Origin of the sequence: Novosphingobium sp. AAP1 (assembly GCF_001295765.1) — a bacterium.
In the GTDB taxonomy this organism is placed as follows: domain Bacteria; phylum Pseudomonadota; class Alphaproteobacteria; order Sphingomonadales; family Sphingomonadaceae; genus Novosphingobium; species Novosphingobium capsulatum.
On record NZ_LJHO01000004.1, the window covers coordinates 248133 to 260021 of the forward strand.

An 11889-nucleotide genomic window follows, 5' to 3' on the forward strand; every position below is an offset into this window, starting at 1 on the left:
GCCATGACCGATGCCCCCACCCGCACCCGCCAGCGCCCTGCGGCGGTCAATCTGACCCAGTCTGCCCATGCGCGCATCGCCACCTTGATGGCCAGCGCGCCGGCCGACGCCATTGGCGTCAAGCTGTCCACCCCGCGCCGGGGCTGCTCGGGCCTCGCCTATTCGGTGGACTATGTGAACGCCGCCAACCCGATGGACGAGCGCATCGATACGCCCGGTGGCACCTTGTTCATCGATGGCGCCTCGGTGCTCTACCTGATCGGCAGCACGATGGATTGGGTGGAAGACGATTTCCAGGCCGGCTTCGTCTTTGCCAATCCCAACGCCAAGGGCACCTGCGGCTGCGGCGAGAGCTTCACGATCTGATCTGGGGCAGCCTGATCTAAGTCAGCCGCGCGAGGGCCCAGCGCGCGGCATCGGCCACGGCCGGATCGGGATCATCCAGCAGCGCGCGCACTGGCGCCACCAGTGCCGCGTCGCCGCTGTTGCCCGCGGCATAGAGACAGTTGCGCACCATGCGATCCCGCCCGATCCGCTTGATCGGAGAGCCGGCAAAGACCTGGCGGAACGTGGCGTCATCCAGCGCCAGCAGTTCCGCGAGGCGCGGCGCCACCAGTTCGGCGCGGGGCAGGAACGCGCGGTTGTCGGCCGCGGCCTGGGCAAAGCGGTTCCACGGGCACACCGCCAGGCAATCATCACAGCCATAGATGCGGTTGCCCAGCGCGGCGCGATAGCGTTCGTCCACCGGCCCCTTGTGCTCGATGGTGAGATACGACACGCACGCCCGCGCATCGAGCTGATAGGGCGCGGGAAAGGCGCCGGTGGGGCAGGCATCCTGGCAGGCGGTGCAACTGCCGCAGCGATCGGCGTGGGGCGCATCGGGCGTGAGGCGCAGCGTGGTATAGATCGCGCCCAGGAACAGCCATGAACCGTGGCGGCGGCTGACCAGGTTGGTGTGCTTGCCCTGCCAGCCCAGCCCGGCGGCCTGGCCAAGCGGCTTTTCCATGACGGGCGCGGTATCGACAAAGACCTTGACCTCGGCGCCCGGCTCGGTCGCCACCAGCCAGCGGGCCAGCGCCTTGAGCGCGCGCTTGATCACGTCGTGATAATCCACGCCCTGGGCATAGACGGAAATCCGGCCGCGATCGGGCACATCGGCCAGGGCCAGTGGATCGTGCGTGGGAGCATAGCTCATGCCCAGGGCGATCACGCTTTGCGCCTGCGGCCACAGTGATTGCGGCCCCTGGCGCTGTTCCTTGCGGGTTTCCATCCATTCCATGCTGCCATGGCGCCCATCGTCCAGCCACTGGTGCAGGTGCGCGCTGCGCTGCGGATCGTCTGTGGCCGGGGCAATGCCGCAAGTGGCAAAGCCCAGGCGCAGCGCCTCTTCGCGCAGGCGCTGTTCCAGGGGGGCAGGCGGGGTTTTAACCAAGTCTTCCGTCTCTTGCGTTCATGGGGCTATGTGGACCAATCAAAAGGGGCATGGCGTGGCGATGACGATTGGGCAAGACGGCGATTGGGCGATCGAGGCGCGTGGCCTGATCAAGCGGTTCGATGGCTTCACCGCCGTGGACGGGGTGGACATCCGCGTGCCACGCGGCGCGATCTATGGCATTCTTGGCCCCAACGGCGCGGGCAAGACCACCACGCTTCGCATGCTGCTGGGCATTATCGATCCCGATGCGGGCATGCGCCGGGTGCTAGGCCATGAACGCCCGACCGACGTGGCGCGGCGAATCGGCTATCTGCCCGAAGAGCGCGGGCTCTATCCGGCGATGAAAGCGACCGAGGCGATCGCCTTTCTGGCCGCGCTGCGCGGGGTGCCGCTCAAGACCGGGCGGGCGCGGGCGCGCGAACTGCTGGAAGAGCATGGCCTGGGCTATGCCGCCGATCGCCAGATCCGCCAGCTGTCCAAGGGCATGGCGCAGCAGGTGCAACTGCTCGGCACGCTGGTTCATCAGCCTGAGCTGGTGGTGTTCGATGAACCGTTTTCAGGGCTCGACGCGCTCAACCAGGGCAGGCTGGAAAAGATGATCCGCGCCCTGGCGCAGGGCGGCACCACGGTGATCTTTTCCACCCATGTCATCGCCCATGCCGAACGCCTGTGCGACCAGGTGGCGATCATCGCCGGGGGCAAGGTGCCGTTTGCCGGGCTGGTCGACGATGCGCGCGACCGGTTGCGCCCGCAGGTGCGGCTGGAAACCCGCGCGCGTGATGGCGCCTGGCGGGCGGCGCTGCCGGCCGATGCGCGGGGCGAGGGCGCCTTCTGGCATTTCACCCTGCCCGAAAGCGGGGTTGAACCCCTGTTGCGCGCCCTGATCGAAGGGGACGCAGGCATTCTTTCGCTGTCGATCGAGCGGCCCGGCCTGCACGACGCGTTCGTGGCCATCGCCGGAGAAGCGGCGGCGCGCGCGCTGGAAGAAAACGCAGCTGGCCAGGAGAAGGCGGCATGATTCCCGAGAAACTGCGCGCCGCCTGGGTGATCGCCCGCCGCGATTTCGTGGCGGTGATCTTTTCCAAGAGCTTTGTCTTCTTCCTGCTCGGGCCGCTGTTTCCGATCATCGTGGGCGGCATGGCCGGCGCGATCGGCGCCAAGGTGCAGCGCGATCTGGACAACCCGCAGATCGGCATTGCCCTGCCGGCAGACGAGGCGGCGCGGATGATCGACGCCCACCATGCCCTGGCCGATGCCATGCCGGGCGATGTGCCCGATTTCGTGGTGCTCGATGCGCCATGGGGCGGGCGCACCTATGATGCGCGGGCCGCGCTGACCGGTGCCCATCGCGCTGGTGCTACCGAGCATGGCAAGCCGGTCGGCCAGCTTGCCGCCGTGGTTTCGGGCAGCCTGGCCCATCCGGTGTTGACCGCCACGCCCGAGCGGGCGCGGATGTGGCAGGGCATGATCGCGCTGTTTGCCGCCCATGCGCAAAGCGTGGCGCCGGCCGCCCTGCCACCCGTGGCGGTGGACGAGGTGGCCAGCAGCGCCGCCTCGGTACAGACCGGCCAAGTCAGCACCGCGCAAGCCGGGCAAGTGGCGCTGTTCCTGCTCACCATGCTGCTGGCGGGCATGGTGCTGTCCAACCTGGTGGAGGAAAAGGCCAACAAGATCATCGAGGTCTTGGCCGCCTCCATTCCCATGGACGCCCTGTTCCTGGGCAAGCTCTTTGCCATGCTCGGCGTGAGCCTGGTGGGTATGGCGGTGTGGGGCGCGGCCTGGGGCGGGCTGATGGTCATGGGCATGAAATCGCTGCCGCTGCTGGCCGCGCCGGCGGTGGGTTGGCCGGTGTTCATCCTGCTGGGCTTCCTCTATTTCGCCATGGCCTACCTGTTGCTGGGTTCGCTGTTCCTGTCGATCGGCGGCATGGCCACCACCGTGCGCGAGGTGCAGACGCTGTCGATGCCGGTCACCATGCTGCAGCTGATGGTGTTCTTCTTTGCCAGCTATGCCCTGGCGCGGCCGGGCAGCTGGGTGGATTGGGCGGCGCGGGTGTTTCCGCTGTCCTCGCCCTTTGCCATGCTGGCGCGCGCCGCGCGCGATCCGGTGATTTGGCCGCACCTGCTGGCGCTGGGCTGGCAGGCATTGTGCGTGATGCTGATCGTGCGCACCGGCGCACAGCTGTTCCGCCGCACCGTGATGAAGTCTGGCCCGGCCAGGGGGCGCAAGGTGCGCAAGGGCGGGCTGCTTGGCTTGCTGAAGCCTGACCGCACCGCTCAGGATCGGTTCAGCCAGGGTGAAGCATAACGATCAGGTCTCGCGGGCAGGTTGCCATCATGGCACGCCCCCCCGCCCTGCCCGCGAGGCCATCTTGCCCCGGCTGCCTGCCAGCCCGACAAGGCGTTCATGGTGATGACGAACGGCTCAGCCCCCCCTTCCGCCCATCCGTCGCGCCGCCGCCTGTTGGGCTGGCTGGGCGCCGGGCTTGCCTTGCCCATGGCCAGCGCCTGCCGCGCCCGCCCGGCTGCCCCCAAGGAAGTCTTTCCGGTGCAGCACAGCGAGGCGGAATGGCGCCGCCTGCTCACCCCCGAACAGTTCTTCATCCTGCGCGAGGCGGGCACCGAGCGTCCGTTCAGCTCACCCCTGCTGAACGAGCATCGCAAGGGCACATTTGCCTGCGCCGCTGATCGCCAGCTGCTGTTTTCCTCAACCACCAAGTTTGACAGCGGCACGGGCTGGCCCAGCTTCTGGAAACCCCTGCCCAATGCGGTGGGCCTGCGCAGCGATAGCTCGTTCGGCATGGACCGCACCGAGGTCTATTGCCGCCGCTGTGGCGGGCATCTTGGCCATGTCTTCGACGATGGCCCGCCGCCCACGGGCAAGCGCTATTGCATGAACGGCAAGGGCATGATTTTCCTGCCGGCCTGAGCGCCGCAGGGCTTTCCCGCCCCGGCCATCCGTGCCAAGGCCACAGGCGATGCGCCGTATCGCCCTTTTCCTGCTCGTGCTGGCCCTGGTGCCCACGATCTATGTGCGCCAGCCGTTTCCCCCGCCCAATCCCGACGACCGGGTGTTCTATCACGATCTGCTGCCTGGCCTGCGTGCCGGTGGCGCGCTGCCGCGCTATGGCGCCCTGACGCTGGTGGGGGCCTGGCAACTGACCAGCCCCGATCGCGAATTCGGCAATTTTTCGGCACTGGCGGTGCGCAACACGCATGATCTGCTGGCGGTGAGCGATCGCAATGCGGTGATGGTGTTCACCCGGCCCGATCAGCCGCTGCCCTGGCGCACCTGGCAGCGCGAAACCATTCATCCGGCATGGTCGGGCCAGGAAATCGACACCGACAGCGAATCGGTCTCGGTCGATCCGCGCAATGGCCGGGTGCTGATCGGCTATGAAGGGGCGGGCGCGTTTCACCTGTTCAGCCCGGATTTCAGCCGCGATCGCCCGATCGCCGCGCCCGTGCTGCTGGAATGGCCCAACAACCAGGGGCCAGAGGCGATGCGCCAGCTGGCCGACGGGCGCACCGTGGTAATCGGCGAAGTCTTTGCCCACTGGTGGTCGCGCCGCCGCCATCCTGGCCTGATCTGGCCAAGCCTGCCGCGTGGTGGCCAGGCGCCGGCGCGGTTCGAGCTGGTCATGCCCGAAGGCTATCGCCCGGTGGAACTGGCCCAGGCGCCCGATGGCCGCCTGCTGGTGCTGGGGCGCAAGTTCACGCTGGGCGGGTTTCGCACCGTGGTCACCATGATTGACGATCCGGCGGCGATTCGCCCCGGTGCGCAGGTGGAGCCGCGCCCGATCGCCTGGATCGCCGATCCGCGCATCCGCGACAACTATGAAGGCATGGTCGCCACGCCCGAGGCCGATGGCAGCACCGCGATCTGGCTGATTTCCGACAGCAACGAGATGGTCTGGCTGCAACGCACGCTGCTGCTCAAACTGCGGCTGGCGCGCGGCGTCTGATCCGCCAGGTACGCAGCGTGCGCGGCGACGGCAGGCAACAAAAAAGGCCGGGGGAGAACCCCGGCCTCTTTGTAGGCATCAGCGTGCCGCAGCCGTTCAGGCGGCGGTGGCGACAGCCTTGACCAGTTCACGCTTGACCTTGAGGGCGCGCGTGCTGAGCTTGGTGTTGTCCTGCTTGAGCAGCCAGTTGTCGAGACCGCCGTTGTGCTCCACCGAGCGCAGGCCGTGCGTCGAGACGCGGAACTTGAAGCTGCGATCGAGCTTCTCCGACATCAGGGTGACGTTCTGCAGGTTGGGGAGGAACACGCGCTTGGTCTTGTTGTTGGCGTGGCTCACGTTGTGACCGATCTGGCGGCCCTTACCGGTCAGTTCGCAAATGCGCGACATGGCTAAAAACTCGCTTCGTGTTCTGATGATCTATCTGGAAGGTGGCGCCATGATCGAATCAACCGGGGAAGTCAAGGATTCGCTTGCCCGAATGCCTTGCTGCCTGCCGATTCTGTGTTACCCGCAGGAACAATGACCCGCTGGCCCCTGCCCGAACCGATGAAACTGGCGCTGCAACAGGCGCATGACGCCGCTGCTGCGGGCGAAGTGCCGATCGGCGCGGTGATCGTCAAGGGGGGGCAGGTGATTGCCGCCGCGCACAACCGGCCGCGTGGGCTGTGCGATCCCACCGCCCATGCCGAAGTGCTGGCGATTCGCGCCGCGGCGGCTGCCCTGGGCCAGGAACGGCTGGAGGGCTGCGACCTGTGGGTCACGCTGGAACCCTGCCCGATGTGTGCCGGGGCGATTGCCCACGCCCGGCTGGCGCGGGTCTATTACGCCGCGCCCGATCCCAAGGGCGGCGCGGTGGAACACGGTGGGCGCCTGTTCGACCAGCCCACCTGCCTCCACCGCCCCGAAGTCTATGCCGGCCTGGGCGAGGCGGAAAGCGCCGCGCTGCTGCGCGACTTCTTCCGCGCCCGCCGGGGGTGATCAGACCCGGTTGGCGCGGGCGATCGCGCCCAGCACGGCGGCACTGGGCTTGGCCGTGCGGGCAAAGGTGACCGGATCATAGCTGGCCAGGCCGAACCTGGGCTTGTAGCCAAAGACCCATTCGAAATTGTCGATCAGGCTCCAGTGGCAATAGCCCAGCACCGGCACGCCATCGTCGATCGCGGCCTTCAAGTGGGTGAGCGCGGCCGGGATGAAGGCGGCGCGGATGGTATCGTCATCGGTGCCCACGCCATGTTCCGATACCAGGATCGGCACGCCGGTGGCCTGGTGGGCATAGCGAACCGCGCCCGCCAGGGACGGCGCCCAGACTTCGCTGCCTGACCAGTTGCGTACCGCATCGGCCGGTGCCGGCAGGCGGCCCTGCGGCCCCCACAGCGCGCGTTCATAGTTCTGCACGCCCAGGAAATCGTCGGCCTTGGCCACGTCGAGCCAGGTGCCGTACATCTGCTGGCGCTTGGCATCGCGCAGCGAGCCCTTGCCCACCGCCTGATCGTCCATCATCGCCAGCGAAAGCCCCACCGGCAGGCGCGGCGCGGCAGCCTTGATCGCTGCCTTGCCCGCCTTGTGCGCGGCCAGCAGGCCAGCCTGCAGATCGGGCAGATCGGCCAGGCCGGCCACATTGGCGCAGAGGAAGCGCGGCACGCCCAGCCGCTTGGCCGCGGTTTCCAGCGTCAGCTTCTGGATCGCCCACAGTTCTGGCGGCACATTGGCATTTTGCAGCAGCAACAGGATATTGGGCTCGTTGAAAGTGATCGCGGCATGGATGCGATCGCCAAAGTGGCGCGTGGCCTTGTCGGCAAAGCGGGCAAACAGCGCGGCGCTTTCCGGGTTGGCCCAGCCGCCCTGCGCGGAAAACCAGCGCGGCGCGGTAAAGTGGCTGAACGTGACGACCGGCGCCAGGCCACGGGCGCGGCAGCCATCGATCACGCGGGCATAGTGATCGAGCATCGCCTGCGAAAACAGGCCCTTTTCCGGCTCGATCCGCGCCCATTCGATGCCAAAGCGATAGGTATTGAGGCCGATCGCCTTGGCCAGGTCGAGATCCTGTTCCCACAGCAGGAAACTGTTGGCGGCATCGCCCGATGGCGCGGCAAAGACCGTGGGCTGCTGGTTTTCCAGAAACCACAGGTCGCTGCTGGTATTGTTCCCTTCGATCTGGTGCGGGGCAGTGGATGCGCCCCACAGGAAGCCCTGGGGAAACTGCGACGAAACGGCGGCCTTGGCGGCCTTGGCCAGGGCGGGCGTGGCACTCGCGGCCAGCGCGGCGCCGGCCGCGAGCATGGTACGGCGATCGAGCATGGAACTGCCTTTCAGGTAGATCGAAATGTCAGGCGCAGATGGCGTGCACGAAGGCGATGATCTCATCCGCCAGGCGGCGGTCTGACGTGCCCAGGTGCATGGCCATTGAATAGTGATTGTGGCCCGATGCGATGTATCCACGCGGCATGGTGCCGTGGCGCGCCAGCCGATCGGCCATCAGGCCCAGGAACTCTGCCTGGAAGCGCGGCGGATCGAATTCGGCAATCGCTACCAGCAGCGGCAGCGTGGTTGCGGCCATCGCCTCGCGCGGGGCACGCCCGGCATAGTCCTGCGCGTTGCCGTAATAGAGCTGGTCGCGTTCATCGAGCGGGGTGTGGCCATAGAGGCCCGACAGCAGCACCGCGCCGCGCGCCGCCAGATCGGGACGCAGGCGGATCGCGCCGGCCACATGCACGGCGCCGGCAGACGTGCCCACCAGCACGATGCGCTGCGGATCGCCGCCATGATCGGCGACATGCGCCACCAGCCAGTCGAGCGCGGCCAGCACGTCTTGCGATCCGGCGGGCCACATGTGATCGGGCGCCAGGCGATAGTTGATCACCGCGCCGATCATGCCGGCCTGCGCCGCCATGCGGCCCACCGCAGCGTTGGGCCAGGTTTCTGCCTCGCTGCCACCCTTGTCGCCGCGCAGGAAGCCGCCGCCGTGCACGAAGACCAGCACCGGCTTGGGCGCATCGCCAGGCGTGCCATAGAGATCGAGCCGGTGGCGTTCGTGGGGACCATAGGCGAGGTCCACCGCCGCAGCCGGAACCGCTTGGGTCAGCGCCGCCTGCTCGGCATCGAACAGGGCGCGCACCTGGCCTAGCAGATCGGGCGTCAGCGTGGTGCCCATGGCGGCGATTGCGGCGCGGGTGGCGTCAAACGGCATCGATGCTTTCCTTCAAGGGAGCGGATCGCCTGAGAACGTGTTGGCCGCCCCCATCGTGAGACAGGGGCGGCGGGTATCGGATCAGAACTTGCCGTCGAGCGACAGACCCACGGTGCGGAACGACTGCGGGCCATAGATGGCGCCGATGTTGGCCGCACCGCCATAGGGGAAGCTTGACTGATAGAGCGAGGGCTCGTTCACGTTGAACAGGTTGCGGGCAAATACGGCCAGGGTGAAGCGCTCATCGGCCGTGCGCACGCCGATGCGGCCACCCACCGTCCAGTGCGGACGGAACGTGGTATCGGCCACCGAATTGGCTTCATAGCGGATGCGCGATTTCCACACCGCGTCGGCCGCGAGGAAGCCCTTGAGGTTTTCGCCCAGGTCATGGGCATATTCACCCGAGACGGTGAACTTGTACTTCGGCGCATAAGCCAGCTGGGTATTGCCGATATCGCTGCCATCGGTGCCGAGGAAGCCCTTGGGATAGGTGGCCTTGGCATAGATGAACCCGGTGTTGAGCGAGAGATTGCGCGTCACCTTGCCGAACAGGTTGATTTCCGCCCCGCGCGACTTGACCCCGTTGATGTTGGTCTGCACGCACGAGATCACCGCGTTCTGGTCGACCGTGCACTGCTGCGCCTGGAAGTTCTCGATCTTCTGGTAGAACAGGTTGGCATCGAGCACCCAGCTGCGCAGCAGCGTGGTCTTGAAGCCCACTTCGTACGAGGTCGGCACTTCGGGCAGGACGACATAGGGCGCTGCGCCCGACGGCGTGGCGATCTGGCCACCCTTGAAGCCGCGTGCCACGGTGGCATAGGCCATCGTGCGCGGATCGACGTCATACTGCAGGCCACCCTTCCACGAAACCTTGCCGACGTGCAGGCGGGTAAAGCTGTCCAGCGCCGTGCCGGCCGCGTTCTGCATGCCGAGCGAGAGCACATCATCAGTATAGCGGCCGCCCGCGATCAGGCGCAGCTTGTCGCCGGCGTGGATCGTCATCTGCCCGAACGCGGCGATCGATTCGTCGACCACGCGATAGGCGTTCACCGTGCTGGAGAAGGCCGGGATGTAGACGCCCGGTGCCGGGTGGATGGCGACCGACACGGTTTCGGGCGTGCGCGTCATCACCTGGCGCGAATAGAACCCGCCCAACGTGTATTCCACGGTCTGGTTGGCCGGCGACGACAGTCGCACTTCCTGGGTGAACAGGTCGATCGGGCGATCGACCGGCGAATTGTGCACCTGCAGTTCCAGCGGATCGGCGCGGAACACGTTGGATGCCGCGCCATAGCCCTTTTCATGGGTACTGCGGTAGGCGGTGATCGAGGTGAGCGTGAAGGGCGCGAACTGGTAATCCAGCTGGAGCGAGGCGCCGCCGGTCTTGATGCGGTCGGTGTACTGCTCGCTGGTGCAATAGTTGCGGTTGCCTTCGCCCGCCGTCACGCCGCAGCTTGCCAGGTTGGCGGTGACGTTGTCGGGGATCGGGAAGGGCGTGGGCAGCGGCAGGATGCCAGCGCCGCTGGTCTTCACGAATGTGAAGAAGTTGCCGCCGTTGGTGGTGCGGGTGTCGGTATAGTCACCGATCAGGTTGACCGTCAGCTTGTCGGTCGGCTCCCACAGCAGGCGCGCGCGGCCGCCCATGGTTTCGTTCTTGTCATACTGGCCGGTGGTCACGTTGTAGTCCGGCCCCTGGCGCATGTTGCCATAGGCGGCCACGCGGATCGCGGCATTGCTGGCGATCGGCACGTTGGCCACGCCCTGCAGGATCTGGTTGCCAGACTTGGAACCGGCAAAGCCGGCGGCAGAAAGCTCGCTGCGCACGCGCACCGATACCTTGTCGAATTCGGGCTTGTTGGTGGTGATGTTGATCACCCCGGCCGAGGTGGTGAGGCCGAACAGGGTGCCCTGCGGGCCCTTGAGCACTTCGATCCGCGCCACGTCGAACAGGTCGGAAATGTTGGCGTTGCCCTGGCTGACCTGGTCAACCACCACGCCCACCGAGGCCACGGCGCCGGCCGAGAAGGTCTGCGTGCCGATGCCACGGATCGCGCCGCCGCCGCCGGTGTTCTGGCCGGGGGCCGACTGGATTTCCAGGCTTGGGGCAATGCGGTTGAGATCGTTGACGGTGTTGACCTGCTGGCGTTCCAGCTGGTCGGCGCCAGCGACAGTGATTGAGATCGGAACCTCGGTCACCTTTTCGGCGCGGCGCTGCGCGGTCACGATGATGCCGGCATCGGGGCCGTTGTCGGCAGCCTGCGGCGCGGTTTGGGCCAGGACTGATGGCGACAGGGCTGGCGTGGCCAGGACGGAAAGCGAAAGACCGGCAAGCAGCGCGGCGCGGGTGTGGCAGATCATGATGGTTCTCTCCCCAAAAATCGTGCGTTTATCGGTCCGCGCCCGCCGTTATGCGGGCGCGGTCGGCTGGATTGGAACAAAACGGCGGGTCAGATTTCGTCGATGACCGGATTGGTCAGCGTGCCGATCACGCCCACGGAAATTTCACAGACATCACCGGCCTTCATGTAGAGCGGCGGCTTGCGCTTATCGCCCACACCGCCCGGCGTGCCGGTGACGATCACGTCACCAGGGGCGAGCGGGGTGAAGGTGCTGCAATATTCGATCACGAACGGGATATCCCAGATCATGTCGCTGATCGGCTGGTCCTGGACCAGTTCGCCATTGAGACGCGTCTGCACGCGCTGGCTGCCCAGGTCCGCCACTTCATCGGGCAGGACCAGCGCCGGGCCGAACGCGCCGGTGGCCGGATAGTTCTTGCCCGGGGTGAACTGGATATTGTGGCGCTGCCAATCGCGCGCCGAACCATCGTTGAAGATGGAGAAACCGGCGACATGGGCCATGGCATCGGCGCGGGCGATGCGGCGTCCGCCCTTGCCGATCACCACCGCCAGTTCGCCTTCATAGTCGAACCGCTCGGTTTCGCGCGGGCGCAGCAGCGGCTCGCCATCGGCGATCAGGGTATCGGCCCAGCGGGTAAAGATCGCCGGAAATTCCTTCTGCTCGCGCCCGGTCTCGGCCACGTGCGTGGCATAGTTGAGGCCGACGCACAGGATCTTGCCGGGATTGGGCACGACCGGCAGCAGGCGCACATCGGCCAGGGCAAACTGGCCCGTGGCAGGCAGCGCAGCCAGATCCTGGTCGGCCACGTCCTTGAGAAAGGCGGCGCTGCCAGCCGTGCCGAGGTCGTGCACGGTATCGCCATCGAGACGGCCAAAGCTGGGCAGGCCATCTGGGCGGCGGAAGCTGATGAGACGGGTCATGGGATCGAAAACTCCGAAAAAC

12 protein-coding genes are annotated in these 11889 nt (G+C 66.8%); 6 read left to right on the forward strand and 6 right to left on the reverse strand.

The features are described from left to right. Positions 1–3: 3 nt before the first annotated feature. The gene (locus IP65_RS10840; protein WP_054131724.1) at positions 4–366 is read left to right on the forward strand and encodes an iron-sulfur cluster assembly accessory protein; all 363 of its coding nucleotides are present in this window, start codon (positions 4–6) and stop codon (positions 364–366) included. Positions 367–382: 16 nt separating this feature from the next. Here the strand turns inward: IP65_RS10840 and queG are convergent, their stop codons facing one another. Beyond that, positions 383–1432, reverse strand: coding sequence for a tRNA epoxyqueuosine(34) reductase QueG (gene queG, locus IP65_RS10845; RefSeq protein WP_369801277.1), 1050 nt, complete (start codon positions 1430–1432; stop codon positions 383–385). A 61-nt stretch (positions 1433–1493) separates the two neighbouring features. Between queG and IP65_RS10850 the strand changes: the two genes are divergently transcribed. The 4 genes from IP65_RS10850 to IP65_RS10865 all read left to right on the forward strand — a co-directional run bounded on the left by IP65_RS10850 (position 1494) and on the right by IP65_RS10865 (position 5399). Next, the gene (locus IP65_RS10850) at positions 1494–2453 is read left to right on the forward strand and encodes an ABC transporter ATP-binding protein (RefSeq protein WP_054131861.1); all 960 of its coding nucleotides are present in this window, start codon (positions 1494–1496) and stop codon (positions 2451–2453) included. Beyond that, positions 2450–3742 (forward strand): ABC transporter permease, encoded by a 1293-nt coding sequence (locus IP65_RS10855; protein ID WP_054131725.1) that lies wholly within the window; start codon positions 2450–2452, stop codon positions 3740–3742. The genes IP65_RS10850 and IP65_RS10855 overlap by 4 nt, the downstream gene beginning before the upstream one ends. Positions 3743–3841: 99 nt before the next feature. Further along, positions 3842–4363: a peptide-methionine (R)-S-oxide reductase MsrB gene (gene msrB / locus IP65_RS10860; protein WP_022676720.1), complete on the forward strand. Its 522-nt coding sequence runs from the start codon at positions 3842–3844 to the stop codon at positions 4361–4363. 49 nt (positions 4364–4412) lie between these two features. Further along, entirely contained in the window at positions 4413–5399 is a 987-nt protein-coding gene (locus IP65_RS10865; protein WP_054131726.1) for an esterase-like activity of phytase family protein, read from the forward strand. A 96-nt stretch (positions 5400–5495) separates the two neighbouring features. Here IP65_RS10865 and rpmB read toward each other — a convergent pair whose 3' ends face one another. Beyond that, complete coding sequence (rpmB, locus tag IP65_RS10870) at positions 5496–5786, reverse strand: 50S ribosomal protein L28 (RefSeq protein WP_022676718.1); 291 nt, start codon at positions 5784–5786, stop codon at positions 5496–5498. A gap of 132 nt (positions 5787–5918) precedes the next feature. Here rpmB and IP65_RS10875 point away from each other — a divergent pair, with 132 nt between their 5' ends. Beyond that, positions 5919–6377: a nucleoside deaminase gene (locus tag IP65_RS10875; protein WP_022676717.1), complete on the forward strand. Its 459-nt coding sequence runs from the start codon at positions 5919–5921 to the stop codon at positions 6375–6377. Here the strand turns inward: IP65_RS10875 and IP65_RS10880 are convergent, their stop codons facing one another. The 4 genes from IP65_RS10880 to IP65_RS10895 form a co-directional block, all read right to left on the reverse strand. Next, positions 6378–7697 (reverse strand): family 1 glycosylhydrolase, encoded by a 1320-nt coding sequence (locus tag IP65_RS10880; protein ID WP_054131727.1) that lies wholly within the window; start codon positions 7695–7697, stop codon positions 6378–6380. 28 nt (positions 7698–7725) lie between these two features. Next, positions 7726–8586 carry an alpha/beta hydrolase gene (locus IP65_RS10885; RefSeq protein WP_054131728.1) on the reverse strand — a complete coding sequence of 287 codons (861 nt, stop codon included), beginning with the start codon at positions 8584–8586 and terminating at the stop codon, positions 7726–7728. Between the two features lie 81 nt (positions 8587–8667). Then, positions 8668–10944, reverse strand: a complete 2277-nt coding sequence (locus tag IP65_RS10890; protein ID WP_054131729.1) for a TonB-dependent receptor — start codon at positions 10942–10944, stop codon at positions 8668–8670. An 89-nt stretch (positions 10945–11033) separates the two neighbouring features. Next, a complete protein-coding gene (locus IP65_RS10895) occupies positions 11034–11867 on the reverse strand; it encodes a fumarylacetoacetate hydrolase family protein (protein WP_054131730.1) in 834 nt (277 codons plus the stop codon). Between the last annotated feature and the right edge of the window lie 22 nt (positions 11868–11889).

Coding starts and splice junctions, on each gene's coding strand:
- IP65_RS10865 (WP_054131726.1), top strand. CDS start 4,413: ATGCGCCGTATCGCCCTTTTCCTGCTCGTGCTGGCCCTGGTGCCCACG.
- IP65_RS10890 (WP_054131729.1), bottom strand. CDS start 10,944: ATGATCTGCCACACCCGCGCCGCGCTGCTTGCCGGTCTTTCGCTTTCC.
- IP65_RS10840 (WP_054131724.1), top strand. CDS start 4: ATGACCGATGCCCCCACCCGCACCCGCCAGCGCCCTGCGGCGGTCAAT.
- IP65_RS10880 (WP_054131727.1), bottom strand. CDS start 7,697: ATGCTCGATCGCCGTACCATGCTCGCGGCCGGCGCCGCGCTGGCCGCG.
- IP65_RS10885 (WP_054131728.1), bottom strand. CDS start 8,586: ATGCCGTTTGACGCCACCCGCGCCGCAATCGCCGCCATGGGCACCACG.
- IP65_RS10855 (WP_054131725.1), top strand. CDS start 2,450: ATGATTCCCGAGAAACTGCGCGCCGCCTGGGTGATCGCCCGCCGCGAT.
- IP65_RS10895 (WP_054131730.1), bottom strand. CDS start 11,867: ATGACCCGTCTCATCAGCTTCCGCCGCCCAGATGGCCTGCCCAGCTTT.
- IP65_RS10875 (WP_022676717.1), top strand. CDS start 5,919: ATGACCCGCTGGCCCCTGCCCGAACCGATGAAACTGGCGCTGCAACAG.
- msrB (WP_022676720.1), top strand. CDS start 3,842: ATGGTGATGACGAACGGCTCAGCCCCCCCTTCCGCCCATCCGTCGCGC.
- IP65_RS10850 (WP_054131861.1), top strand. CDS start 1,494: ATGACGATTGGGCAAGACGGCGATTGGGCGATCGAGGCGCGTGGCCTG.
- rpmB (WP_022676718.1), bottom strand. CDS start 5,786: ATGTCGCGCATTTGCGAACTGACCGGTAAGGGCCGCCAGATCGGTCAC.